The sequence below is a fragment of the uncultured Roseicyclus sp. genome, from assembly GCF_937892565.1.
GTDB lineage: Bacteria > Pseudomonadota > Alphaproteobacteria > Rhodobacterales > Rhodobacteraceae > Roseicyclus.
The window spans coordinates 73,463-95,495 of sequence record NZ_CALAHQ010000073.1; the positions used below are offsets into that span (position 1 = coordinate 73,463).

26 protein-coding genes are annotated in these 22,033 nt (G+C 65.0%); 19 read left to right on the plus strand and 7 right to left on the minus strand.

The annotated features are described in order from the left end of the window. Nucleotides 1-32: 32 nt before the first annotated feature. The gene (locus Q0094_RS10545; protein WP_297618970.1) at nucleotides 33-899 is read right to left on the minus strand and encodes a helix-turn-helix domain-containing protein; all 867 of its coding nucleotides are present in this window, start codon (nucleotides 897-899) and stop codon (nucleotides 33-35) included. A 91-nt stretch (nucleotides 900-990) separates the two neighbouring features. On the opposite strand from Q0094_RS10545, the gene pobA reads away from it, so the two are divergent. From pobA to Q0094_RS10570, 5 genes are read left to right on the plus strand one after another with little or no spacing between them, the layout of a single operon-like run. Next, nucleotides 991-2,160 carry a 4-hydroxybenzoate 3-monooxygenase gene (gene pobA / locus Q0094_RS10550; RefSeq protein WP_297618973.1) on the plus strand — a complete coding sequence of 390 codons (1,170 nt, stop codon included), beginning with the start codon at nucleotides 991-993 and terminating at the stop codon, nucleotides 2,158-2,160. A 36-nt stretch (nucleotides 2,161-2,196) separates the two neighbouring features. Further along, nucleotides 2,197-2,577 (plus strand): 4-carboxymuconolactone decarboxylase, encoded by a 381-nt coding sequence (gene pcaC / locus Q0094_RS10555; RefSeq protein ID WP_297618976.1) that lies wholly within the window; start codon nucleotides 2,197-2,199, stop codon nucleotides 2,575-2,577. Beyond that, complete coding sequence (gene pcaH, locus Q0094_RS10560) at nucleotides 2,574-3,302, plus strand: protocatechuate 3,4-dioxygenase subunit beta (RefSeq protein WP_297618979.1); 729 nt, start codon at nucleotides 2,574-2,576, stop codon at nucleotides 3,300-3,302. The genes pcaC and pcaH overlap by 4 nt, the downstream gene beginning before the upstream one ends. Nucleotides 3,303-3,305: 3 nt before the next feature. Next, nucleotides 3,306-3,905 (plus strand): protocatechuate 3,4-dioxygenase subunit alpha, encoded by a 600-nt coding sequence (pcaG, locus tag Q0094_RS10565; protein ID WP_297618983.1) that lies wholly within the window; start codon nucleotides 3,306-3,308, stop codon nucleotides 3,903-3,905. 5 nt (nucleotides 3,906-3,910) lie between these two features. After that, nucleotides 3,911-5,185: a flavin-dependent oxidoreductase gene (locus Q0094_RS10570; RefSeq protein ID WP_297618987.1), complete on the plus strand. Its 1,275-nt coding sequence runs from the start codon at nucleotides 3,911-3,913 to the stop codon at nucleotides 5,183-5,185. A gap of 76 nt (nucleotides 5,186-5,261) precedes the next feature. On the opposite strand, the gene phnF is transcribed toward Q0094_RS10570, so the two are convergent. Then, nucleotides 5,262-5,978, minus strand: a complete 717-nt coding sequence (gene phnF / locus Q0094_RS10575; protein ID WP_297618990.1) for a phosphonate metabolism transcriptional regulator PhnF — start codon at nucleotides 5,976-5,978, stop codon at nucleotides 5,262-5,264. Nucleotides 5,979-6,079: 101 nt separating this feature from the next. Between phnF and phnG the strand changes: the two genes are divergently transcribed. The 3 genes from phnG to Q0094_RS10590 are packed head-to-tail and all read left to right on the plus strand — an operon-like array spanning nucleotide 6,080 to nucleotide 8,205. Continuing rightward, entirely contained in the window at nucleotides 6,080-6,547 is a 468-nt protein-coding gene (phnG, locus tag Q0094_RS10580) for a phosphonate C-P lyase system protein PhnG (RefSeq protein ID WP_297618992.1), read from the plus strand. Next, nucleotides 6,544-7,110 (plus strand): phosphonate C-P lyase system protein PhnH, encoded by a 567-nt coding sequence (gene phnH / locus Q0094_RS10585; RefSeq protein ID WP_297618996.1) that lies wholly within the window; start codon nucleotides 6,544-6,546, stop codon nucleotides 7,108-7,110. Before phnG ends, phnH begins: the two co-directional genes overlap by 4 nt. A 3-nt stretch (nucleotides 7,111-7,113) precedes the next feature. Further along, the gene (locus tag Q0094_RS10590; RefSeq protein ID WP_297619000.1) at nucleotides 7,114-8,205 is read left to right on the plus strand and encodes a carbon-phosphorus lyase complex subunit PhnI; all 1,092 of its coding nucleotides are present in this window, start codon (nucleotides 7,114-7,116) and stop codon (nucleotides 8,203-8,205) included. A gap of 2 nt (nucleotides 8,206-8,207) precedes the next feature. On the opposite strand, the gene Q0094_RS10595 is transcribed toward Q0094_RS10590, so the two are convergent. Continuing rightward, nucleotides 8,208-8,546 (minus strand): hypothetical protein, encoded by a 339-nt coding sequence (locus Q0094_RS10595; protein ID WP_297619004.1) that lies wholly within the window; start codon nucleotides 8,544-8,546, stop codon nucleotides 8,208-8,210. A 55-nt stretch (nucleotides 8,547-8,601) separates the two neighbouring features. Between Q0094_RS10595 and Q0094_RS10600 the strand changes: the two genes are divergently transcribed. The 4 genes from Q0094_RS10600 (at nucleotide 8,602) to phnN (ending at nucleotide 11,620) form a co-directional block, all read left to right on the plus strand. Next, nucleotides 8,602-9,438 (plus strand): alpha-D-ribose 1-methylphosphonate 5-phosphate C-P-lyase PhnJ, encoded by an 837-nt coding sequence (locus Q0094_RS10600; protein ID WP_297619007.1) that lies wholly within the window; start codon nucleotides 8,602-8,604, stop codon nucleotides 9,436-9,438. A 175-nt stretch (nucleotides 9,439-9,613) separates the two neighbouring features. Beyond that, nucleotides 9,614-10,384 (plus strand): phosphonate C-P lyase system protein PhnK, encoded by a 771-nt coding sequence (phnK, locus tag Q0094_RS10605; protein WP_297619010.1) that lies wholly within the window; start codon nucleotides 9,614-9,616, stop codon nucleotides 10,382-10,384. A gap of 13 nt (nucleotides 10,385-10,397) precedes the next feature. Continuing rightward, nucleotides 10,398-11,078 (plus strand): phosphonate C-P lyase system protein PhnL, encoded by a 681-nt coding sequence (gene phnL / locus Q0094_RS10610; RefSeq protein WP_297619013.1) that lies wholly within the window; start codon nucleotides 10,398-10,400, stop codon nucleotides 11,076-11,078. Continuing rightward, nucleotides 11,078-11,620, plus strand: coding sequence for a phosphonate metabolism protein/1,5-bisphosphokinase (PRPP-forming) PhnN (gene phnN, locus Q0094_RS10615; protein WP_297619016.1), 543 nt, complete (start codon nucleotides 11,078-11,080; stop codon nucleotides 11,618-11,620). The genes phnL and phnN overlap by 1 nt, the downstream gene beginning before the upstream one ends. On the opposite strand, the gene Q0094_RS10620 is transcribed toward phnN, so the two are convergent. Beyond that, entirely contained in the window at nucleotides 11,602-12,288 is a 687-nt protein-coding gene (locus tag Q0094_RS10620) for a DUF1045 domain-containing protein (RefSeq protein ID WP_297619020.1), read from the minus strand. The two genes, phnN and Q0094_RS10620, sit on opposite strands and share 19 nt — an antisense overlap. Nucleotides 12,289-12,335: 47 nt before the next feature. Here Q0094_RS10620 and Q0094_RS10625 point away from each other — a divergent pair, with 47 nt between their 5' ends. After that, on the plus strand, nucleotides 12,336-13,481 hold the full coding sequence (locus Q0094_RS10625; RefSeq protein WP_297619023.1) for an alpha-D-ribose 1-methylphosphonate 5-triphosphate diphosphatase: 1,146 nt from the start codon (nucleotides 12,336-12,338) through the stop codon (nucleotides 13,479-13,481). A gap of 85 nt (nucleotides 13,482-13,566) precedes the next feature. Here Q0094_RS10625 and Q0094_RS10630 read toward each other — a convergent pair whose 3' ends face one another. After that, nucleotides 13,567-14,370, minus strand: a complete 804-nt coding sequence (locus Q0094_RS10630; RefSeq protein WP_297619026.1) for a sugar phosphate isomerase/epimerase — start codon at nucleotides 14,368-14,370, stop codon at nucleotides 13,567-13,569. 29 nt (nucleotides 14,371-14,399) lie between these two features. After that, on the minus strand, nucleotides 14,400-15,551 hold the full coding sequence (locus Q0094_RS10635) for an alpha-D-ribose 1-methylphosphonate 5-triphosphate diphosphatase (RefSeq protein WP_297619029.1): 1,152 nt from the start codon (nucleotides 15,549-15,551) through the stop codon (nucleotides 14,400-14,402). Nucleotides 15,552-15,809: 258 nt separating this feature from the next. Between Q0094_RS10635 and Q0094_RS10640 the strand changes: the two genes are divergently transcribed. The 6 genes from Q0094_RS10640 to Q0094_RS10665 all read left to right on the plus strand — a co-directional run bounded on the left by Q0094_RS10640 (nucleotide 15,810) and on the right by Q0094_RS10665 (nucleotide 21,421). Then, nucleotides 15,810-16,616, plus strand: a complete 807-nt coding sequence (locus Q0094_RS10640) for an ATP-binding cassette domain-containing protein (protein WP_297619032.1) — start codon at nucleotides 15,810-15,812, stop codon at nucleotides 16,614-16,616. A 115-nt stretch (nucleotides 16,617-16,731) separates the two neighbouring features. After that, a complete protein-coding gene (gene phnC / locus Q0094_RS10645; RefSeq protein WP_297619036.1) occupies nucleotides 16,732-17,559 on the plus strand; it encodes a phosphonate ABC transporter ATP-binding protein in 828 nt (275 codons plus the stop codon). Between the two features lie 53 nt (nucleotides 17,560-17,612). Beyond that, nucleotides 17,613-18,512, plus strand: a complete 900-nt coding sequence (gene phnD, locus Q0094_RS10650) for a phosphonate ABC transporter substrate-binding protein (protein ID WP_297619038.1) — start codon at nucleotides 17,613-17,615, stop codon at nucleotides 18,510-18,512. Nucleotides 18,513-18,580: 68 nt separating this feature from the next. Beyond that, nucleotides 18,581-19,450 (plus strand): phosphonate ABC transporter, permease protein PhnE, encoded by an 870-nt coding sequence (gene phnE / locus Q0094_RS10655; protein ID WP_297619040.1) that lies wholly within the window; start codon nucleotides 18,581-18,583, stop codon nucleotides 19,448-19,450. Further along, on the plus strand, nucleotides 19,450-20,775 hold the full coding sequence (phnE, locus tag Q0094_RS10660) for a phosphonate ABC transporter, permease protein PhnE (RefSeq protein WP_297619043.1): 1,326 nt from the start codon (nucleotides 19,450-19,452) through the stop codon (nucleotides 20,773-20,775). Before phnE (Q0094_RS10655) ends, phnE (Q0094_RS10660) begins: the two co-directional genes overlap by 1 nt. A 28-nt stretch (nucleotides 20,776-20,803) precedes the next feature. After that, nucleotides 20,804-21,421: a chloramphenicol acetyltransferase gene (locus Q0094_RS10665; RefSeq protein WP_297619100.1), complete on the plus strand. Its 618-nt coding sequence runs from the start codon at nucleotides 20,804-20,806 to the stop codon at nucleotides 21,419-21,421. A gap of 15 nt (nucleotides 21,422-21,436) precedes the next feature. Here Q0094_RS10665 and Q0094_RS10670 read toward each other — a convergent pair whose 3' ends face one another. Beyond that, complete coding sequence (locus Q0094_RS10670; protein ID WP_297619046.1) at nucleotides 21,437-22,030, minus strand: hypothetical protein; 594 nt, start codon at nucleotides 22,028-22,030, stop codon at nucleotides 21,437-21,439. Nucleotides 22,031-22,033 lie beyond the last annotated feature (3 nt).

The window sequence follows — 22,033 nt, forward strand, 5'->3', positions numbered from 1 at the left end:
ACTGTCAACAGCCCATTCTGCGCGGCGCCGGCCTAGGGCGCTGTGCTGCGTCCTTCGATCCGGTCGCGATAGGCCGACGGCGCAAGCCCGCGCGCCGCGCGAAAGCGTTTGGAAAAATGCGAGGGGTCTTCAAACCCAAGCCGGTAGCCGATTTCCGACATTGGCAAGCGGGTAAAGGCCAAAAGGCGGCTCGCCTCATCCATCACGGCCTGTTCGATATAGGCCTTTGCCCCCAGACCACTGGCCATGCGGCACAGCCGCCCCAGATGCCCGGTGCTGATCTGCAGGGCCGCCGCGTAATCGGCCACGCCCCAGCCTGAGGCCATGCGCGCGGCAATCAGCGCGTCAAGGCGTGTCAGCCGCCCATCGCCTGCCGCGACCGCCCCGGGCGCACGGGCGGCGCTGTTTTCGGCAAGTCCTGCCAGCAGCGCCTGCGCTAGCCCCAGCACAAGCTGTGTTCGAAATCGACCTGTCGTCTCGAAGGCTGCGATCAGGAGGCCGATCAGATGGCGCAAGATATCATCGGCGTGTCCGCGCAAGGGGCGGGCAAGAGAGGCGGCGATGCCGGGGCTGGGCGCCCCCTCGTCCACCAAAAGCGCCGTCGGCAATGAGATCACATGCCCCGACGTGCCGGGCTGAAAATCATAGCCATGCACGGCATGCGCGGGGATGAACAGGAAATCGCCGGGCGAAAGCGGACAGGCATCGCCATCGATGCGGGCTGTGGCGCCGCCGTGTTCGATCACGATCAGTTGCGCCAACTGACCGTGGCGATGGGCGGCGATGGTCCACCCATGGCTGGTGGCACGGTCTGCGATCCGCTCGATATGGATGATGTCAGGAAACGGGGCGGTTTCGCCGTAGAGCGCGAAGACGGGGATATGGCTGGGCACGGACATGTCCGATTTCTACCAGCCAAGGTTGCCGCCGTCCATTCGTCTTTGCCGCGCGCGCGCTATGGTAGACCGTGCAAGGGCAAGGGATACGCGCGTGAAGACCGAGGTGGTGATCATCGGCGGTGGGCCATCGGGTCTGCTGCTGTCGCAGCTTTTGAACCGGGCGGGGGTGGCCACGGTCGTTCTGGAACGCACGTCGCGCGCCCATGTGCTTGCCCGCATCCGGGCGGGCGTCTTGGAACAAGGCAGCGTCGCCATGCTGCACGAGGCGGGCGTGGGCGCCCGTCTGGAACGCGAAGGCCACCCGCATGAGGGCTGCATCTTTTCCGACGATGATCTGATGGTGCGCATCGACTTCAAGGAACTGACCGGCAAAACGGTGATGGTCTATGGCCAGACCGAGGTGACGGCCGATCTTTACGCGGCTCAGGACGCGATCGGGGCTGTGATCTTGCATGATGTGGCCGATGTGGTCATCGGGGATGCCGACAGCGATGCGCCATTCGTGACCTTTACCCATGGCGGCACACAAAAGCGCATCGATTGCGCCTATGTCGCGGGCTGCGACGGGTTTCATGGCGTCAGCCGCAAGACCATTCCCCAAGACCGTCGCCGCGAATTCGAACGCGTCTATCCCTTTGGCTGGTTGGGTATTCTGTCGCGCACGCCGCCTGCACATGCGGAACTGATCTATGCCAATTCGGCCAATGGCTTTGCGCTGGCCTCCATGCGCAACGACATGCTCAGCCGCTATTATGTTCAGGTGCCGCTGACCGACACCGTCGAGGGCTGGTCCGATGACCGGTTCTGGGAACGGCTGATGTCGTGCCTGCCGGGCGATGTGGTCAGAACGCTTGTGACCGGCCCGTCGATCGAGAAATCCATCGCGCCCTTGCGGTCTTTTGTCAGCGAGCCCTTGCGCTGGGGGCGGTTGTTTCTGGTGGGCGACGCCGCCCATATCGTGCCGCCCACGGGTGCCAAGGGGCTGAACCTTGCGGTGTCGGATGTGTTCTACCTGTATCAGGCGCTGATTGCGGCGGTCAAACAGGGCGACACGCGCGGGATCGACGCCTATCCGGCCCGCGCGCTGGCCCGCATCTGGAAAGCCATGCGCTTTTCATGGTCGATGACCAGCATGCTGCATCATTTCGAAGGCGAAGACAGTTTCGCGGGGCAGATGCGCAAGGCCACGCTGTTGCATCTGTCGCAATCGGAAACCGCACGCCGCGATCTGGCCGAGAACTATATCGGTCTGCCATATTGAGGCGGGCCATGACCCGAAATCGGGGGGAAAGACACCATGACTGACCGCCATACCAAAGGCATGCAGGTGCGCCGTGCCGTTCTGGGCGATGCCCATGTCGACCGTGCCGAAGCCGCCAAGTCGCCGCTTGACCACGCTTTTCAAACGCTGATCACCGAAGCCGCATGGGGCACGGTCTGGGCGTCGGACGCGCTGACGCGGCGCGAACGTTCGATGCTGACGCTGGCGTTGTTGGCGGGTTTGGGCAACGAAGAGGAATTGGCGCTGCACCTGCGCGCGACCGTGCGCACGGGTGCCAGCCACAGCGATGTGATGGAGGTGTTCCAGCATGTCGCAATCTATGCGGGCGTGCCGCGCGCCAACAGCGCCATCCGCATCGCCAAAAGGATTTTTGCCGAGATGGAGGGCGAGAAATGACCGAAACCGGCCGCTTGATCCCGCGCAGGCGCGACGCGCATCCCGTGCCCTATGATCCCGACTACAAGACCACCATGACGCGCAGCCCCAACCTGCCGCTGTTGTCGATGGAATCGACCCCGTCCGAGGAAACCGGCCCGCGCTTTGGTCATGGGCTGATCGGGGCGCTCGACAACAACCTGATCGTGAATTTCTCCAAGGGCGCCGCTCCGGCCATCGGGGAGCGTATTCGCGTGCATGGCCGCGTGGTCGATGAAAACGCCCGTCCCGTGCCCCATACGCTCGTCGAGGTCTGGCAGGCCAATGCCGGCGGGCGCTACCGCCATGTGAGGGATACCTATTTCGCGCCGCTCGATCCCAATTTCGGCGGCTGCGGGCGCACGCTGACCGATGAGAACGGCTATTATGAATTCCTGACCATCCGCCCCGGCGCCTATCCCTGGCCCAATCGCGGCAATGACTGGCGGCCGATGCATATCCACTTTTCGCTCTTTGGTCACAGCTTTGGCCAGCGGCTGATCACGCAAGCCTATTTCGAAGGTGATCCGCTGATCGCGCGCTGCCCGATTGCGGCCACCGTCAAGGATCGCGGGCAACTCGATCAGCTGGTGGCGCCGCTCGACATGGCGGCAAGCCGTCCGATGGATTATCTGGCCTATCGCTTTGACATCGTGCTGCGCGGACGCCGCCAGACCATGTTCGAAAACAAGCCCGAGGGGATGTAAGCCATGGTGCAAAAGCTTGGCGTTCTGACCGAAACCGCCAGCCAGACCGGCGGGCCCTATGTGCATATCGGCTGCATCCCCAGTTTCGCGGGCCTGCCCGGCGTCTATCCCGAGGATCTGGGGCTTTCGCCCATGAGCGATGGCGCCAAGGGCGAGGTCATCACCATCACCGGGTCAATCCATGACGGCACGGGCTGGGCGATGCGCGACGCGATGTTCGAAAGCTGGCAGGCCGATGGCGCGGGCCGTTATCCGGGCCAGCCCGGTGCCGATCCGGCCGTCAGCGGCTTTTGCCGATTTGCCGCCGACAAGGACAGCGGCGCGTTCACGCTGCGCACCATCAAGCCCGGTGCGGTCAGGGGCCATGACGGTCGGATGATGGCGCCCCATATCTCGATCTGGATCGTGGCGCGCGGCATCAATATCGGCCTGCATACCCGCATCTATTTCGCCGATGAGGACAACAGCGCCGATCCGCTTCTGGCGCGTATCGAACAGCGCCCGCGCGTCGAGACCTTGATGGCCCGTCCGGTTGGGCCGGGGGCCTATCGCTTCGACATCCGGCTGCAAGGGCCGGGCGAGACCGTGTTCCTCGATATCTGAGCGACATGGCTGCCCCTGTCCTGATCGCGGGGGGCGGCATTGCGGGGCTTGGCCTTGCGCTGACGCTCCACCAGATCGGCGTGCCTGCGCGGGTTTTCGACGCTGCGCGCACGATGCGGCCCTTGGGCGTGGGGGTGAACCTTCAGCCAAACGCGGTGCGCGAGCTGTTCGATCTGGGTCTGGGGGCCGAGGTCTTGGATCGCATCGGTGTGCCTGTGCAGGAATGGGCGCTGGTGGGGCTCAATGGCCGCGAAGTCTATGCCGAGCCGCGCGGGCGATATGCGGGCTATCACTGGCCGCAATACGCCGTCCATCGCGGGGCGTTTCACATGGCGCTTCACGACGCGGTGGTGGACCGCTTGGGCGCGGATGCCGTGGCGCTGGGCGCCAAGGTGACGGGGTATGCCCAAACCCCGGATGGCGTGAGTGCCCGGATCACCCATGCCGATGGCCGGGTCGAGGATGTGGCGGGCGCGTTGTTGATCGGGGCGGATGGCATCCATTCGCGGGTGCGTGCCCAGATGCACCCGGGTCAGCCGCCGATCCATTGGGGGGGTGCCATCATGTGGCGCGGCACGGTGCGCGCAAGGCCCTTGCGCACGGGGTCATCTTTCATTGGCCTTGGCACGCATCGTCACCGGATCGTCCTTTACCCGATTTCCGCCCCCGACGCGAATGGTCTGGCGCTGATCAACTGGATCGCCGAGGTGACGGTCGACCCCAGCCATGGCTGGCAGCAGGATGGCTGGTTCCGCCCTGTCGAGATCGCGGAGTTCCTCCATCATTTCGACGCGTTCCGCTATGATTGGCTGGATGTGCCCGCGATGCTGCACGCCGCTGATTGCGCCTATGAAAACCCGATGATCGACCGCGATCCGCTGCCCAGATGGGTCGAGGGTCGCGTGGGGCTGATGGGGGATGCGGCCCATCCGATGTATCCCACGGGATCGAATGGCGCGAGCCAGGCGATCGTCGATGGGCGCGTCTTGGGTGCGATGATGCTGGCGCATGGCGTGACGCAAGCGGCCTTGGCGGCCTATGATGCCAGGCTGTGCGCGCCCATCTCGGCGGTGCAGCTGCGCAACCGGGGTGCGGGGCCATTTGGGCTGTTGAACCTGCTCGATGCGCGCTCGGGCGGTGTGTTCGAGGATATCGACGCGGTGATCCCGCCCGAAGAGCGCGCGGAATTCATGGCGGGCTACAAGGCGGCGGCGGGCTTTGCCATGGAGGCGTTGAACGCCGCCCCCCCGACAATTCCGCCCGGTGCGCGGCTGGGCTGATGCGCTGCCCCCGCCTGTGGTGACGGTGGCGGCGTCGGGATATGCGTATGTCCGGAAAGATGAAGCGGCAGGGGTCTTAGCCCGCATCCGCCCCGAGCGTCAGCGCCACGCGTTCGCCCGCGAACCATGTCCGGCCATACTCGATGGGCTGGCCCGCGCCATCCACATTGACCGCAACCGTGCGCAACACCGCCGCCCCGACGGCAAGCTGCAATTGCGCGGCCATGGTCGGGGTGGCGGATTTTGCGGTGATCTGTGTGCTGGCGCGGGTGTAATCGGACAGGCCATGGGCCGCGAAACCCGCCGTGACCGAAGGGTTGTCGCGCAGGTGATCCAAGAGTGCCGGAAAGCGTGCGGCCGGAAAGACCGAGTGAAAGAGCGCGATGGGCGCGCCATCGGCCAGACTGAGGCCTTCGAAGACATGGACCTGTGTGTCGGGGGCAAGGGCAAGGGCCGCCGCCTCGCGCGTGTCGGCGCTCCGGGTTTCCAAAAGCAAGATGCGCCTGTCCGGCACCCGGCCGGCGGCCATCAGATTTTGGTGAAACCGCACCCGGCGCCCCAGCGGATAGGCGGTCGGGCGGTGGCGAACGAAGACGCCCGCGCCACGGCGCGCATGCACCGTGCCCGATGCCGCCAGATCGGCCAGCGCGCGGCGCAGCGTGTGGCGGTTGACGCCGAAGCGGTCCGAAAGCTGTGCCTCGGTCGGCAGCCGGTCGCCCGGGCCATAATGACCGCGCGCGATGTCTTGCGCGATCTGATCGCGGATCGCCGTCCAGAGCGGGGATCGTCCCATGAGTGTCACCAAAGCTTCACACAGCGACCCCTTGCGGCGGGGCGGGGCTTGTGAGATGAGATTTGTATAGTTGTATAAATATAAATGGACAACTTGCCAAGATGTCTGTCACCAAGCCCGACCCCGAAACCGATCTGCGCCGCGCGCGGCTGTCGACCCTCGCCCGCGCGCCGGCCGACCGGCTCTGCGCGCTTTTTGCCGCCTATGCACCGCAATCGCCCGCCCATGATCTGCTGCGCCCCCCGGAAATCGGCACCGTGATGGTGCGGGGCCGGGCGGGGGCCAGCGGTGCGCCCTTCAATCTGGGTGAGATGACGGTGACGCGCTGTTCGGTGCGGCTTGCGTCGGGGGCGGTGGGTCATGGCCATGTGCAAGGGCGCGCCCACGCGGCCGCGCGCACCGCCGCCCTGATCGATGCGCTGTGCCAGGACGGGCAGGGCACGGCGATCGAGGCGGCGATCCTGACCCCCCTGCGCGCCGAGGCCGAGGCCGCGCGGGCCGCCCGCGCCACCCGCGCCGCTGCCACCAGGGTCGAGTTCTTTACCATGGTCCGGGGGGACAACGCATGAACCAGACCCATCTGGAGGGCGGCTTTGCCGATCCGGCCCGCGATGGCGCGCGCGCCTTTCGCGCCGCATTGCAGGCGATGGCGCGCCCCGGCCGGATCGAAACCGTGGCCGGTCTGGTGCCGCCCGCACCCTGTTCGCCGGCCGCTGCCGCCTTGATCGTCACGCTCTGCGACCCGACCACGCCCCTTTATCTGGCGCCCTCCCATGACGGCGGGGCCTTGCGCGACTGGATCGTGTTTCACACCGGCGCGCCGCTGGTCGCAGCCGAGGCCGCGACCTTTGCGCTTGGCACATGGGCGGCGTTGCAGCCTGTGGCGCGTTTCGCGATCGGCACGCCCGCTTATCCCGACCGCTCCGCCACGCTGATCGTCGAACGCGACGTTCTGAGCAATGACGGCGCGATTCTGCGTGGACCGGGCATTGCGGATCATGCGCGCCTGTCGTTGCCCGAGCTGGCGGCCTTTCGTGACAATCGCCGCTGCTTTCCCTTGGGCTTTGATTGCTATTTCACCTGTGGCGACCGACTGGCCGGTCTGCCGCGCAGCACCCGCGTGGAGGGCTGATCCATGTATGTCGCGGTCAAGGGCGGCGAACGCGCCATCGACAATGCCCATGCCTGGCTCGCCGAGGAACGGCGTGGCGATCCTGGTGTGGCGGAACTGGGCATCGCGCAAATCCGTGAGCAGCTGGCGCTGGCAGTCGCGCGGGTGATGGCCGAGGGGTCGCTTTACGATCCCGATCTGGCGGCGCTGGCGATCAAGCAGGCGCGCGGCGATCTGATCGAGGCGGTGTTCCTGATCCGCGCCTATCGGACCACGCTGCCGCGGTTTGGCGCCGCGCGGCCCGTCGATACCGGGGCCATGGCCTGTGACCGGCGGATCAGCGCGACCTTCAAGGATCTGCCGGGCGGCCAGATCCTTGGGCCAACCTTTGATTACACGCACCGGCTGCTGGATTTCGCGCTGGCCGCCGACGGCATGGCCCCGCCCGACGCGCCGCAATCCGAGGCGTCGGCCGGCGCGATGGCCCATGTCACGGAGTTTCTGGCGCGCGAAGGTCTGATCCAGCCCGAGGCCCAAGGCAGCGCCACGCCCCGCGATCTGACGCGCGAGCCCTTGGATTTTCCCGCCGACCGCCCCTTGCGGCTGCAGGCACTGGCGCGCGGCGACGAAGGCTTTGTGCTGTCGATGGCCTATTCCACGCAGCGCGGCTATGGGCGCACCCATCCTTTCGTGGGCGAGCTGCGCATCGGCACGGTCGCCGTGGAAATGGACATTCCCGAGCTGGGCTTTGCCATCGAGCTGGGCGAGGTCGTCGTGACCGAATGCGAGACGGTCAACCAGTTTACCGGCTCGCGCACCGAGCCGCCGCAATTCACCCGCGGCTATGGGCTGGTCTTTGGCCAATCCGAGCGCAAGGCGATTTCCATGGCGCTTGTCGATCGCGCGCTGCGCTGGGAGGAACTGGGCGAGGACAATGTCGGCGCCCCGGCCCAGGATACCGAGTTTGTGCTTTACCACGCCGACAATGTGCAGGCGACGGGGTTTCTGGAGCATATCAAGCTGCCCCATTACGTCGATTTCCAGTCGGAACTGGAGCTGATCCGCCGCCTCAGGGCCGAGGCGATTGCCGGACAGGCGCGGGAGGCTGCGGAATGAGCCTAGTCGCCCCCGCCATCCCCGCTGCCATCGCCGCCGCCGTCGCTGTCCCAATCGTCGCGCGGGTCACGGGTCGAGCTGCGCTCGCGGCCATCAAGGTCGATCCAGACATACCATGTCGCGCCATCGCGGGTCTCGACCCTCAGGCTCCGGCGTCTGCGCAGGGCCAGCCACGCGCTGTAGGTCGCGATCAGCCCGGCGAGCGGAAACAGCAGCGCGACCATGCGTTCCCAGCCGGCAAGACCGTCGAAGTTGCCGAGGATCAGCGCCGTGCTGACGACGGTCCACAGGATGCAGAAGACGAGTGCATACATCGCAGCCAGTCCGGTCTGGTGGGTCATGGTGAGATGCTGACCGATCAATCCGGCAGCATTATGGCGATTTCGCGGGGATGACATGAACCACACCGATTACAACTTCGCCTATCTCGACGAACAGACCAAGCGGATGATCCGCCGCGCGATCCTCAAGGGGGTGGCGGTGCCGGGCTATCAGGTGCCTTTCGCCTCCCGCGAGATGCCGATGCCCTATGGCTGGGGCACGGGCGGCGTGCAGGTCACCGCCGCCTGCCTTGTGCCCGAGGATGTGCTCAAGGTGATCGATCAGGGCGCCGATGACACCACCAATGCCGTGTCCATCCGCAAGTTCTTCGAAAAGACGGCCCAGGTGGCGGTGACCGAAAAGACCCTGGAGGCCACGATCATCCAGACCCGCCACCGCATCCCCGAGACGGCGCTGACCGAGGATCAGATCCTGGTCTATCAGGTGCCGATCCCCGAGCCCCTTCGGTTTCTGGAACCCTCGGAGGTGGAGACGCGCAAGATGCACGCGCTCGAGGAATACGGGCTGATGCATGTCAAGCTCTACGAGGATATCGCCCGCCATGGCGCGATCGCGACCGCCTATGCCTATCCGGTCAAGGTCGAAGGCCGCTATGTGATGGACCCCTCGCCCATTCCGAAATTCGACAATCCCAAGCTTGAAAGCCCGGCCTTGCAACTGTTCGGGGCGGGCCGTGAGCAGCGCATTTATGCAGTGCCACCCTTTACACAGGTCGTGAGCCTTGATTTCGACGATCATCCCTTCGATCCGTCCAAGGCACCGCACCCCTGCGCGCTGTGCGGCGCCGATGACAGCTATCTTGATGAGGTCATCACCGATGATGCGGGGGGGCGGATGTTCGTGTGTTCCGACACGGATTTCTGCGCGGGCCGGCGCGAGGATGCGCCATGAGCGGGGGCGAAAAACAGGTGTTTTTCGCACGGGAAATCTCGAGATTTCCCACTGGGAAAACCCGGGTTTTCCCGCACGGTTTGCGCAAGCAAACCGCTCACGTCGCTCAGGGGCTGTGCGCGGTGGCGGGCGGCGGCATGCGTGTCTTCGGAAAAGTTGAAGGGGAGGGGCGCGCATGACACCGCTGCTGGATGTGCGGGGCTTGACCAAGCGCTATGGCGCACGGATCGGCTGTTTGGATGTCTCGTTCCGGCTCTATCCCGGCGAGGTTCTGGGGATCGTTGGCGAAAGCGGGTCGGGCAAGTCCACGCTGCTCAACTGTCTGGCGGGCCATCTGGCGCCGGATGCGGGGCAGGTGGTCTTTGACACCCGAAGCGATGGTCCGCGCGATGTTCTGGCCATGTCCGAACCCGAACGGCGCATGCTGGGGCGGACCGACTGGGCATTCGTCCATCAAAACCCCCGCGACGGGCTCAGGATGCGCATTTCGGCGGGCGGCAATGTGGGCGAGCGGTTGATGGCAGTGGGCGCGCGCCATTATGGCGACATCCGCGCGGTTGCCACCGATTGGCTGGGCCGCGTCGAGATCAGCGAGACGCGGATCGACGATCGTCCTTCGGGGTTTTCGGGCGGCATGCAGCAGCGCTTGCAGATCGCGCGCAATCTGGTGACCGGGCCGCGGCTGGTGTTCATGGATGAGCCGACGGGGGGGCTTGATGTCAGTGTTCAGGCCCGGCTCTTGGATCTGATCCGCGGTCTGGTGCGGCGGATGGGCCTGTCGGCCATCGTTGTCACCCATGATCTGGCCGTTGTGCGGCTTTTGGCGGATCGGCTGATGGTGATGAAGGATGGCCATGTGATCGAGACCGGGCTGACCGATCAGGTGCTCGATGATCCGCAGGCGCCCTACACGCAGTTGCTGGTCAGTTCCGTATTGCAGGTATGAGATGACGCGCCCCATGATACATGTCGAAAACCTGATCAAGACCTTCACGCTGCACAATCAGGGTGGCACGGTGATCCCGGTGATTTCCGGGGCGTCGTTTTCGGTGGCGCCCGGTGAATGTGTGGCCCTGACGGGCGAAAGCGGCGCGGGCAAATCCACGGTCATGCGCATCCTTTACGGCAATTATCTGGCTCAGGGCGGGTCGGTGCGGATCGGGGGGGTGGATATCACCCGCGCCGAGCCGCGCGAGATCCTGGCGCTTCGGCGCGCGCAATTGGGGTATGTGAGCCAGTTCCTGCGCGTGGTGCCGCGTGTGCCAACGCTCGAGGTCGTGGCCGAACCGCTTCTGGTACTTGGCCGGCCCGAGGCCGAGGCGCTGGCGCGCGCGCGCGATCTTCTGACCCGGCTGCGTATCCCCGAGCGGCTGTGGTCGCTGTCGCCCACCACATTCTCGGGCGGCGAACAGCAGCGGGTGAACATCGCGCGGGGCTTTGCCCATGCCTATCCGGCGCTTTTGCTTGATGAGCCGACGGCAAGCCTGGATGCCACCAACCGCGAAACGGTGCTGCAGCTGATCGCTGAGGCCAAGGCAGGCGGCGCGGCGATTGTCGGCATCTTTCACGATCTGGACGCGCGCGCGCGGGTGGCCGACCGCCAGATCGATATCGCGGGCTTTACCCCGAGGCTTGTCTGATGGCGGGCCGCTTCATTGCCGTGGTCGGCCCGTCGGGGGTCGGCAAGGACAGCGTGATGGCGGGCCTGTGCGCGGCACGCCCCGATCTGGTGCAGCTGCGCCGCGTCATCACACGCCCGCCCAATGCCGGGGGCGAGGCGCATGAGGCGGTCAGCCCCGCCTTGTTCGCCGCCCGCGCGGCGGGGGGCGATTTCGCGCTGCATTGGCAGGCGCATGGCCTGAGCTACGGCATCGAGCGCACAGCCCATGAGGTTCTGGCGCGCGGACAAGATGCGTTGGCCAATCTGTCGCGCGCGATGCTGGAGCGTGCGGCTCTGGTTTTCGGGGATCTGACGGTGGTGCACGTGACCGCCACGCCGCAGGCGCTGGCGGCGCGATTGGCCGCGCGCGGCCGCGAGACGCAAACCGAGATCGCCCGGCGCATGGCGCGGCCCGCGCCCGCGTTTCCGCCCGGGCTCAGGGTGATCGAGATCGACAATTCCGGTCCGTTGTACCACGCGGTCGACACGGCCTTGGCCGCGCTCTACCCGCCCAGCGCGTAGCGGTGGATCAGGTGGAACAAACCGGCTTCATCTTCGCCCATCAGGCACAGGCTGTCGATCACGAAGGGCCGGGGCAGCACCGCTGCGAAATGCGCGCTCAGGATCGCACACAGCTCGTCGGCCTCGGGGTGGGTCAGCGATCCGCTGAGCGTGATGTGAAAGCGGAATTCGTCCATCACATAGGGATAGCCCCATTGTGCCAACAGGGTCTCTTGCCGGGGGCTGAGGCGCGATGCCCGGCGGCGGGCCAGTTCCGCCTCGGAGGGGGGCGCACGAAAGGGGTCGAGGGCCGCGACCGACGCGGCGGCAAGCGCGTGGAGCGCGGCGCTGGTCCCATCGGGAACAGCGGCGACAAAGCCGCCCAGACGCCGCAACGCCAGCGCGGGGATTGTCACGGGCGACAGGCTGGCACAAAGATGCCGCGTGGCTTCGGCAAGCGTTTCGGCGCTGGTGCCGGGAGCCAGCCGAAACGGCGGCTTGATCGTGGCGTGCAACCCGTATTTGCGCGGCGTCGCGGTCAGCGCCTGTGCTGCCTGCGGCAAGCCCGCCAGCACGGGCTGTGGCACAGCGCGCCCCGCCACACTGTCCCAGCCCAGCCATTGGGCGCCCGCGCGGTAGAATTCGCCGTCGGGGACCATGTAAAGCCCATAGCGTGTGAACCCGTTCATCTTCCCTTTTCCCTTGCGAGGCCGTGATGCCGAAAGACCATGCCCTGATGCCCCAGACGCTGACCCTTGCCAATGCCCGGCTGATCCTGCCCGAGGGCGAGATGATGGGCCGCGTCACGCTCGCCGGGGACCAAATCGTGGAACTGGCGGGCGATCTGTCGGTGCCTGTGGGCGCGATCGATTGCGGCGGCGATATCGTGGCGCCCGGTCTGGTGGAGTTGCACACCGACAATCTTGAGCGCCATCTGCGCCCGCGCCCGTCGGCGGAATGGCCGCTGAAACCCGCCATCGTGGCCCATGATGCCGAGCTTGCGGCCTGTGGCATCACCACGGTCTATGACGCGCTGCGCGTAGGCTCGATCGAGGGCAAGGGCGGCGTGGGCTGGTCGCGCTATGCGCGTGCGCTGGCCGACGCGCTTCTGGCGATGCGCGCGACCGGCGCGCTGAAGATCAGCCATCACATCCATCTGCGCGCCGAGATCTGTTCCGAAACGCTGATGGCGGAATTGGCCGAGTTCGGGGCCGAAGACCGCGTGGGCATGGTAAGCTTGATGGATCACACGCCCGGGCAGCGGCAATTCGCCGATATCGGGCAATACCGGACCTACATGATGGGCAAGCATGGCCTGTCCGAGGCGCAGTTCGCCGAACATGTGACAACGCGGCAGGCGCTGGGCGCGGCGGTGCGCGACACGCATGAGGCGGCGGCGGTGCTGGCGGCACAGCGTTTGGGTGCGGTGCTGGCCAGCCATGATGACACGCTGGTCGATCATGTCATGCGCTCGGCCCGGTTCGGCGTGGCGCTGGCCGAGTTTCCCACAACGCAAGACGCCGCGCGGGCGTGTCGCGCGCATGGCATTGCCGTGATGATGGGGGCGCCCAATCTGGTGCGGGGCGGCTCGCATTCGGGCAATGTCTCGGCGGGGGCGCTGGGGCAGGCGGGGCTGTTGGACATTCTGTCCTCCGATTATGTGCCCTCGGCGCTGCTGTGCGGCGCGGTGATGCTGGGCGAGGTCTGGGGCGACATGGCGCGCGCCATGGCCACGGTGACGGCAGCCCCCGCAAAAGCGGCCGGTCTGGTCGATCGCGGGCGGTTGGCCGAAGGGTTGCGCGCGGACCTCATTCGCTTCCGTCTTGTCGATGGTGTGCCCGCGCTCCGCGGCGTCTGGTCGGCGGGCCAGCGGGTCGCGTGATGCCGTGGCCCCGGCTTCCTGCCGATGTGCGGGGCGCGGCGCCGGGGCATGCGTATTTGTGCAAGGATGACGGCGCAGGCCCGGCTCAGCAGGCAAGGCCTTGACGCTCCAGCCAATCCATGGCGGCGGGGATATCGGCGCTATCGCGCAACTCCAGCACCAGATGCGGGCGTTGGGGCAGGGTCGCGATGGCGGCAAAGACCGCGTGCCAATTGATGGTGCCGCGCCCGGGTGGCCAATGGCGGTCGGCAAAGCCATCGGCGTCTTGCAGATGGATATGGTCCAGCATCGCGCCCGCGTCATGGATGAAGTAATCGACCGGTGGCGCGCCGGTTGCGTGATGGGCGTAATGGGCATGGCCCGTATCAATCGACAGGCGCACCGCATCCGAGCCCAGGCCTTGGGCCAGCAACCGGCGCTGGGCGGGGTCGATATCTTCGATGTTCTCGATCACCAGCGTGACGCCCTCGCCCTCGGCGCGGGCGATGGCAGGGGCCAGAAGGGCCGCCACACGCGCGATCTTGGCTTCGAAATCCGACGGTGTGTCGCCTTGGCGGGGATTGTTTCCCAAATTGAACCAATCCCATGTGGTGAAGGGCGAATGGATCACCATCTGCGTCGCACCCAGCGCGGCGGCGGCGGCCACGCCGGTCTCAAGGCGGCGTGCGACGATGGGGGCAATCTCGGCATCGGCCATGTCGAGGGTCATGTCGATGAAAGGCCCATGGATGCCCAAACGCCCGGTAAAGCCATCAAGCCGGGCTTTCGCTGCATCGACGCGGGCCTGCCAGTCGCCCGTCAGGACACCGGGCAACAAGAAATCCTGAATTTCCAGATCGCGCTGGCCCGCAATCAGCCAATCACGGTAGCGGGGGAGATCAGCGACCATCAAGGCCGCGCCGATTTGAATGGGTTGCATCAATACACCTGTTTGCCTTGGCGCCATACGGCTTGGACGACGGGTTGGCCTGCGACCATGCGGACTGCGACCAGATCGGCGCGCAGACCTTCGGCGATGCGGCCGCGATCCCCAAGCCCCGCCATGCGGGCGGGCGCATCGCTGACAAGGGCGATGGCGGCGGGCAGGTCATGGGGCGTGTCCGGATCGTCGGCAAGCCGAAAGGCCGCATCGAGCAACGAGCGCGGCACGTAGTCGGATGCCAGCGCATCGACCAGACCCCGGGCAAGCAATTCGGACACCGCGATATTGCCCGATTGCGATCCGCCGCGCAGGTAATTGGGCGCGCCCATGATGATTGACATCCCTTGCGCGCGCGCGCGCTCTGCGGCCACCAGTGTGGTGGGAAACTCCGAGATCGCCATGCCTTCGGCGGCGGCTTGATCGGCGTGGTCTGCGCTGCGGTCATCATGGCTCATCAAGGGAAGTGACGCGGCACGGCTTTTGGCCACGACATGATCGCGCACGATCTGGCCCATGCTGCGCGAGCGGTCGAGCAGATCATCCATCATCAGCTGGCCGGTGGCGGCGTTCACCTCCATCTCGTGGATCATGTGATCGAACCATTTCGCGACATCCGGGCTTTGGCGGTCGCCCGGCGTGTGGTCCATCACCGACACAAGCCGCGTCAGCGGATGCGCGATGGTGGCATCGACCAGTGCGATGGTCGCGGGGTCGGATATTTCGCAGCGCAGATGCAGCAGATGTTCGGCGCGAAACACGCCCGCCGCCTGACCTTCGGCAATGGCGGCGACCAGCGGTTCCAGAATCTCGCGGCGTTCGGGCCGCTTCATCGACGCGCCGACCGACAGGCTGTCGAACACCGTCGTTGTGCCACCCGCGATCACCACCGCGTCATGGGCCATCAGCGCAGGCAAAAGCGGCCACAGAACCGTCAGCCGCGGATGGGTGTGCCGTTCCACATGATCGGTGTGCAGGTCGACAATGCCGGGGATCAAAAAGGCACCGCCAAGGCTCAGGCCATCGCGCGCCCGCCCCATGCCCGCGATCATGCCGCCTTCGATCTTCAACGCGCCTTCGACCACGCCCAGCGGTGTGACGATGCGCGCATCGCTGAGGGTCAGATCGGGGGCGTGGGCGGTATCCAGCATCTCGGGCTCCTGCGATGTCAGCGCTCAGGAAGGGGATGAATGTAACGGCACGATATCGGCTGCGTAATGGTTTTGTGACGTTTGGGGATGTGCCAGAGCCGGTCAGTCTGGCGCGCGGTGTCATCAAGACGTCATGCCGCCGTTATCGAGCTATTACACATGAGCGGCATGACAACACAAAAGGGTGTCGCGCGTCAGGCGATGCGTGGTCGGCACAAGGCATGACGCGTCATGCCAACAGGCAGGGGGCCGCATTCTATGTTGAAACTGGACAGGTTGAGCCGCCGATTTGGCAGCACCATCGCCGTGGCGGACGCAACGCTTGAGATTCCGGCGGGCCAGATGGTGGGGATCATCGGGCGCTCGGGTTCAGGCAAATCGACATTGCTGCGGTTGGTGGCACGCCTGATCGACCCGTCGGAGGGACATATCTGGTGCGATGGCACCGACATCGCCCAGATCAAGGGGCGTGCTTTGCGCGATTGGCGTGCCGATTGCGCATTGGTGGGCGCGCGGGCCCATTTGGCTGATCATCTGGATGTCGCGACAAATGTGATGATCGGGCGCGGTCACGATCTGACGCCCTGGCGCGCAGTTGCGCAGATTTTCACCCCGCGCGAACGTGCCCGCGCCGGATCAGCGCTGGACCGCGTGGGGCTGGCACAAAACGCCCGGCAAAAAGCCCAGACCATGTCGCATGCGCAGCGCCAGAGAATCGCCATCGCCCGGGCCTTGATGCATGGGCCGCGGATGCTTCTTGTCGATCATGTGATCAATCGCCCGGATCGGGGCGACGGCCCAAGCACGCTGGAAGTTTTGCGCACGCTCAACCAGCAAGATGGGCTCACCGTGCTGTGCAGCCCCGACCGCCCGGAGGATGCGCGCGATTGTTGCGACCGGATCATTGGCTTGGTGCAGGGACGTGTCGTGTTCGACGGCGCCCCTCAAGACCTGACCGCACAGATGGCGCGCGCATTTTGCGATGCAGCCACGGGGGATCACCGCATCAGCGCAAGCGCGGCTGCAAGATACCAGACGCCTGCGCCCATATTGATGCCCGTCTGACAGCGTTGCCCAAGCCTGCACCAGCGCGGCGCGCTTTGTCACAAAACCTTAACCGTTTCGTCGCCTGAGCGTCATCTGTCTTTGACACAAGCCCTCAACAACAAGCGAGGGTCGCATGCTCGAAGTCAAAAAAGCCACGCGCCTGTTCGGCCAGAAGCGGGCGGTGGATGCACTCTCCTTCAAGGTCGACGGCCCGCAATTTGTGGGCATCATCGGGCGTTCAGGGGCCGGCAAGTCGACCTTTCTGCGCATGATGAACCGGCTGACGGATGCGACATCGGGTCAAATCCTGGTCGACGGGCGCGACATTCTGGCGCTCAAGGGCGCCGAAGCCCGCGCCTGGCAAAGCCAATGCGCGATGATCTTTCAGCAGTTCAATCTGGTGCCGCGGTTGGATGTGGCATCCAACGTCATGCATGGTGTCTTGAACCGTCGTTCGACCCTGCGCACAATGTTCAATATCTGGAGCCGTGAAGATATCTTGCGGGCTCTCGATATTCTCGATCGTCTGGGCATCGCCGAACAAGCCCCCAAGCGCGCCGAGGCGCTGTCGGGTGGCCAGCAACAGCGCGTGGCCATCGCGCGCGCGCTGATGCAGGATCCCCAGATCATCTTGGCCGATGAACCCATCGCCAGCCTTGATCCGATGAATGCGCAGATCGTGATGGACACGCTCAAGCGCATCAACGTCGAAGATGGGCGCATGGTGATTGCCAACCTGCACACCCTTGATACGGCGCGCCACTATTGCGACCGCGTGATCGGCATGCGCGACGGGCGCATGGTTTTCGATGGCACGCCGGCGCAACTGACCACGGATGTGGCGCGCGAGATTTATGGCGCGGATGACAGCTTCAACGAGGCTGCCACCTCGACCGCCATAAACCGCCCCGACGACAGCCCGGCGCTGACCGCGCTGCGCGAGGCGGCCAGCCTGGCCTGAAACTGAATTCCGCCCGTGCCCCGGATCGGGGCAAAACCCAATGGAGAGATCCGATGAAGAAACTTGTCACTTTGCTCGCGCTGACCACGGCGATCGCAAGCCCTGTTGCAGCCCAGGAGATCACCGAATTCAACATCGGCCTGCTCGGCGGTGAGAATGCGCAAGACCGTTTGACGTCCAACGAGTGCTTCCGCGCCTATGCCGAAGAAGCGCTTGGTGTGCCTGTCCGCCTGTTCACCCCCGCCGACTATAACGGCGTGATCCAGGGCATGCTGGGCGGCACGATTGATCTGGCATGGCTGGGCGCATCTTCCTATGCCGCGATCCACATCGCCGATCCCGAAGCGGCTTCGCCGGTGCTGGTCAAGACAAATCTCGACGGCAGCTTCAACTACCATTCGATCGGGTTCGCCCGCGCCGACAGTGGCATCAGCTCGCTGGAGGACATGAAGGGCAAGACATTTGCATTTGCCGACGTCAACTCCACCTCGGGCTACCTTGTCCCCCTCGTCGAGCTGCCCCAGCAGGGCTACCCGATGGCCGAAGGTGAATTTTTCGGCAAGGTCGTTTTCTCGGGCGGCCATGAGCAGTCGATCATCGGTGTGGCCAATGGCGATTTCGACGCCGCCGTGGCTTGGGCTGACGCGCAGGGCGATTGGGCCGATGGCTACAATTCGGGCGCCTTCCGCCGCGCGGCCGACAGCGGCATCGTCGACATGAACGATCTGGTCGAGATCTGGCGCTCGAGCCCCATCCCCGAAGGCCCGATCACGCTGCGCAATGCGCTGCCGCAGGAAGTGAAAGACACCATCATCGAGTTGCTGGCCAATCTGCACGAAGCTGATCCGGAATGTGCTTATGGCGTGGCGGCAGGTGAAACCGCTGGCTTCCTGCCGATTGCGCATGAAGCCTATGAGACGATCATCGCCGTCCGCCGCTCGCAGATGAACTGATCGCCTTGGGATAATCTTGCCGGATGCCGCCGCTCGCGGCATCCGGTTCTTCTTTCAAAGGAAGTGCCATGGCTACGGTCCTGCCAGCCGAACCCCGGATTAGCGACATTCGCGACGATTACCTTGCTCTCACGCGTCGCAAACGCATGTATGGCGGGCTGCTTCTTTTGGCCTTTATCGTGACTTTTGTCGCGGGGTTCCAAATCGCCGAAGAGCGCAACGCGGGCGGCTTTGCCGAGGGTATCTCGCGGATTTTCGATTTTCCCCATGACCTTATCAGTGAAGCATGGCGCAACGCGGCCAATATGCCCGGACACGCCACTGCCGCCTTCCCGGCGCTGATCGAGACGGTGAACATCGCCATGGTCTCGACCATTCTTGGCTGTTTGCTCGGCACAGCGCTGGCCTTGGCTGGCACCCGTGGCCTTGCCTATTGGCCGCGCCTGATTCCCGTGGCGCGCCGCACATCGGATGTGTTCCGCGCCGTGCCCGAGATCGTCATCGCGCTGGTCCTGATCTTCATCATGGGCGGCGGCCCGGTGCCTGCCGTCATCGCCATCGCGATCCACACCGCGGGCGCGCAGGGCAAGCTGTTTTCCGAAGTGAACGAAAACGTCGATCTAAAGCCGCTCGATGGGCTGGCTTCGGTCGGCGCGACATGGTGGCAGCGCACATGGTTGGGCGTGTTCCCGCAAGTTCTGCCCAATTACCTGAGCTATTCGCTCTTGCGGCTCGAAGTGAATATCCGCGCCTCGGCCATCTTGGGCTTCGTGGGGGCGGGCGGTATCGGTTATGAGCTGCGCAATGCCATGACCTTTGGCCAAGGAAAGTTCGACCAGGCGGCGGCGATTTTCCTGATGCTGTTTGCCACCATCGTGATCGTCGACCAGATTTCGAGCTGGATGCGCAACAGCCTGACCCAAGGGAGGGCCGCGTGATGGCCATGCTTGACCATGCCGATCTGCGCGAAGCCACGATCAAGGGTTTTGCCCGCAAGCGCGCCATCGCGCTTGCCGTGCCCGCCGTGTTGCTCGTCTATCTGGGCTATATCTTCGTGGCCTTCGATGTGCCGGGTTTGGCGCAGCGGGCCAATATGGACAATGCCGTGATCTTGCTGTCGGACGCGGTCAGCCACAAGATCCACGTCACGCAGGACAACCGCAGCTTTGAAACCAATGTCTCGGTCGAGGGCAGCAGGCGCGCGATTTACAGCGATGTGCAGATCCCCGATTGGGTCGCGATTTCGGATGAACGGGTGGTCGTCGATCTGACCAATGGCCATACCGTCACCTATGAGGGGCCGGTGATCACCTATGATCTGCCGGGCTATGGGCCGATCCGGGTGACGGTGGGTGAGGCCTTGGCGCTGGAGTTGCCGCAAGCGGGACCGGTGCCTGATTTCATCAACGCCTCTGACAGCCGCGTGGCCGTCGCAACGCCCGAGGGGCGTCTGACGGTGACGCGCTCGCGCGCCGATACCTTCCGGTATTTCTTCGGCTGGGAGCTGTTCTTTTTCGACCTCAACAGCCAATACAGCGGCATGGGGACGGGTGCGGTCATGGCCTCGGTCCTTGGCGGCGAGCGGCTTTATCCCGATCTGCCCAATTGGCAATCGGTCGTTCGCGATGTCTGGTATAACTCGGTCTGGCGGCATGGCGATGTGGTTTGGGCCATTGGCGAGACGGCGCTCATGGCATTCCTTGGCACGTTTGGGGCGGCGGCAATAGCTCTGCCCTTGGCGTTTCTTGCGGCCCAGAATTTCACGCCGGCTCAATCGATCCGCTTTGCCGTGCGCCGGGTCTTCGACTTCGTGCGTGGGGTTGATGCCTTGATCTTCACCATCATCCTCAGCCGCGCCTTCGGGCCGGGGCCGATGACGGGGGCCTTGGCGATCCTGATCACGGATACGGGCGGTTTCGGCAAGCTCTTCTCCGAGGCGCTCGAGAATACCGACCAGAAACAGGTCGAAGGCGTGCAATCGACTGGCGCCAACGCCTTGCAACGTTACCGCTTCGGCGTCATCCCGCAGGTGATGCCGGTGCTCCTGAGCCAGGTGCTATATTTCCTCGAATCCAACACGCGCTCGGCCACGATCATCGGGGCGATCGTGGGCGGCGGCATCGGCCTGATGCTGACGCAGGCGATCCAGACCACACAGGATTGGGAAAAAGTCACCTATTACATGATCTTGATCGTGCTTTTGGTGATCGCGATGGATGCGCTCTCGGGCTGGCTGCGGCGCAAGCTGATCAAGGGCGAATAACAACCGCTTCAGTGCAGAAAGCCGCATGATGCCAAAACTCTCGGCCAGCGAACCCTTCATTCACGCCGGATGCCAGATCGTCAATTCCACCTTCGGCGCCTATTGCGAGGTGGGCCAAGGCTCGCATGTCACCAACTCGCACTTCGGCGATTACGCCTATTGCGCAAGGTTGGCCGATATCGCCAACACCAGCGTCGGCAAGTTTGCCAATATCGCCGCGATGACCCGCATCGGGCCGACCGATCATCCTATGGCGCAGCCCGCACAGCACCATTTCCTCTATCGCTCCAGCTATTACTGGGACGATGTGGCCGATGACGCCGCGTTTTTCGCCCATCGGGCCAGCCGGCGCACCAGCCTTGGCGCCGATTGCTGGATCGGGCATGGCGCGATCATCAAGCCCGAGGTGGCGGTGGGCATCGGTGCGGTCGTGGCCGCAGGCGCTGTTGTGACCAAGGACGTTGCCCCCTTCACCATTGTGGCGGGCGTGCCCGCAACCCCGATCCGCCGCCGGATGACCGAGGCTCAGGAACAGGCCCTTCTGGACATCGCGTGGTGGGATTGGGCACATGATCGGCTGCGACAGGCGCTGCAGGATTTTCGCCAGTTGCCGCTGGATGGCTTCATCGAAAAATACCGGGTCTGATCGCGGCACGCGCGCCTAGTCGGTCTTGGCCTGCGTCGCGTTGGGGGTCGGGGTCGTGGCGCCGCCCAGATGGTTGAGAACCGTGCGCGTGTCGGCGGCGGTTCCGATAGCCACCATCACTTCGGCCAATGCCCGGCGCGGCGCCACCTCATCGGGGGTGGCTTCGATCGCGCTGACAAGAATGGCCTTTGCCGCCGCCATGTCGCCCTGAGTTTGCGCGATCCGCGCGCGCATCAGCGCCGTCTCATGCGCGGTTACCCGGCCCTTGCCCTCGGCCTCGGACAGGATCGTGCGCGCCAGTTGCACTTGGTCCAGATCCAGCGCGGCCTCGAAAAGCACAAACAGCCCCTTGGGCTGGCCCGCAAGCTGGGCCAACAGATCAGCCGCCGCCCGCGCATTGTCCAGCGCGCCGCGCAACAGATGCGCCCGCATCACGACCTGCAGCATGGCGGCTTTGTCGGCTTGGGCGTGCGGCGTGGCCGCAGCCCCCGAAAGCTTGGCCTGATCATCGAATGCGGATTGCTGCGCCATCTGCGGCCCCCAAATCTCCATGCCGGTCGGGGCCAATCCCGTGCCGATCCCCGGCGCCATCAGGCGGTCGATTCTCACGGC

Excerpts from the sequence above, each read along its gene's own strand:
- Q0094_RS10545 (WP_297618970.1), bottom strand. The coding sequence starts at position 899 with ATGTCCGTGCCCAGCCATATCCCCGTCTTCGCGCTCTACGGCGAAACC.
- pcaC (WP_297618976.1), top strand. The coding sequence starts at position 2,197 with ATGACTGACCGCCATACCAAAGGCATGCAGGTGCGCCGTGCCGTTCTG.
- pcaH (WP_297618979.1), top strand. The coding sequence starts at position 2,574 with ATGACCGAAACCGGCCGCTTGATCCCGCGCAGGCGCGACGCGCATCCC.
- pcaG (WP_297618983.1), top strand. The coding sequence starts at position 3,306 with ATGGTGCAAAAGCTTGGCGTTCTGACCGAAACCGCCAGCCAGACCGGC.
- Q0094_RS10570 (WP_297618987.1), top strand. The coding sequence starts at position 3,911 with ATGGCTGCCCCTGTCCTGATCGCGGGGGGCGGCATTGCGGGGCTTGGC.
- phnF (WP_297618990.1), bottom strand. The coding sequence starts at position 5,978 with ATGGGACGATCCCCGCTCTGGACGGCGATCCGCGATCAGATCGCGCAA.
- phnG (WP_297618992.1), top strand. The coding sequence starts at position 6,080 with ATGTCTGTCACCAAGCCCGACCCCGAAACCGATCTGCGCCGCGCGCGG.
- phnH (WP_297618996.1), top strand. The coding sequence starts at position 6,544 with ATGAACCAGACCCATCTGGAGGGCGGCTTTGCCGATCCGGCCCGCGAT.
- Q0094_RS10590 (WP_297619000.1), top strand. The coding sequence starts at position 7,114 with ATGTATGTCGCGGTCAAGGGCGGCGAACGCGCCATCGACAATGCCCAT.
- Q0094_RS10595 (WP_297619004.1), bottom strand. The coding sequence starts at position 8,546 with ATGACCCACCAGACCGGACTGGCTGCGATGTATGCACTCGTCTTCTGC.
- Q0094_RS10600 (WP_297619007.1), top strand. The coding sequence starts at position 8,602 with ATGAACCACACCGATTACAACTTCGCCTATCTCGACGAACAGACCAAG.
- phnK (WP_297619010.1), top strand. The coding sequence starts at position 9,614 with ATGACACCGCTGCTGGATGTGCGGGGCTTGACCAAGCGCTATGGCGCA.
- phnL (WP_297619013.1), top strand. The coding sequence starts at position 10,398 with ATGATACATGTCGAAAACCTGATCAAGACCTTCACGCTGCACAATCAG.
- phnN (WP_297619016.1), top strand. The coding sequence starts at position 11,078 with ATGGCGGGCCGCTTCATTGCCGTGGTCGGCCCGTCGGGGGTCGGCAAG.
- Q0094_RS10620 (WP_297619020.1), bottom strand. The coding sequence starts at position 12,288 with ATGAACGGGTTCACACGCTATGGGCTTTACATGGTCCCCGACGGCGAA.
- Q0094_RS10625 (WP_297619023.1), top strand. The coding sequence starts at position 12,336 with ATGCCCCAGACGCTGACCCTTGCCAATGCCCGGCTGATCCTGCCCGAG.
- Q0094_RS10630 (WP_297619026.1), bottom strand. The coding sequence starts at position 14,370 with ATGGTCGCTGATCTCCCCCGCTACCGTGATTGGCTGATTGCGGGCCAG.
- Q0094_RS10635 (WP_297619029.1), bottom strand. The coding sequence starts at position 15,551 with ATGCTGGATACCGCCCACGCCCCCGATCTGACCCTCAGCGATGCGCGC.
- Q0094_RS10640 (WP_297619032.1), top strand. The coding sequence starts at position 15,810 with ATGTTGAAACTGGACAGGTTGAGCCGCCGATTTGGCAGCACCATCGCC.
- phnC (WP_297619036.1), top strand. The coding sequence starts at position 16,732 with ATGCTCGAAGTCAAAAAAGCCACGCGCCTGTTCGGCCAGAAGCGGGCG.
- phnD (WP_297619038.1), top strand. The coding sequence starts at position 17,613 with ATGAAGAAACTTGTCACTTTGCTCGCGCTGACCACGGCGATCGCAAGC.
- phnE (WP_297619040.1), top strand. The coding sequence starts at position 18,581 with ATGGCTACGGTCCTGCCAGCCGAACCCCGGATTAGCGACATTCGCGAC.
- phnE (WP_297619043.1), top strand. The coding sequence starts at position 19,450 with ATGGCCATGCTTGACCATGCCGATCTGCGCGAAGCCACGATCAAGGGT.
- Q0094_RS10665 (WP_297619100.1), top strand. The coding sequence starts at position 20,804 with ATGCCAAAACTCTCGGCCAGCGAACCCTTCATTCACGCCGGATGCCAG.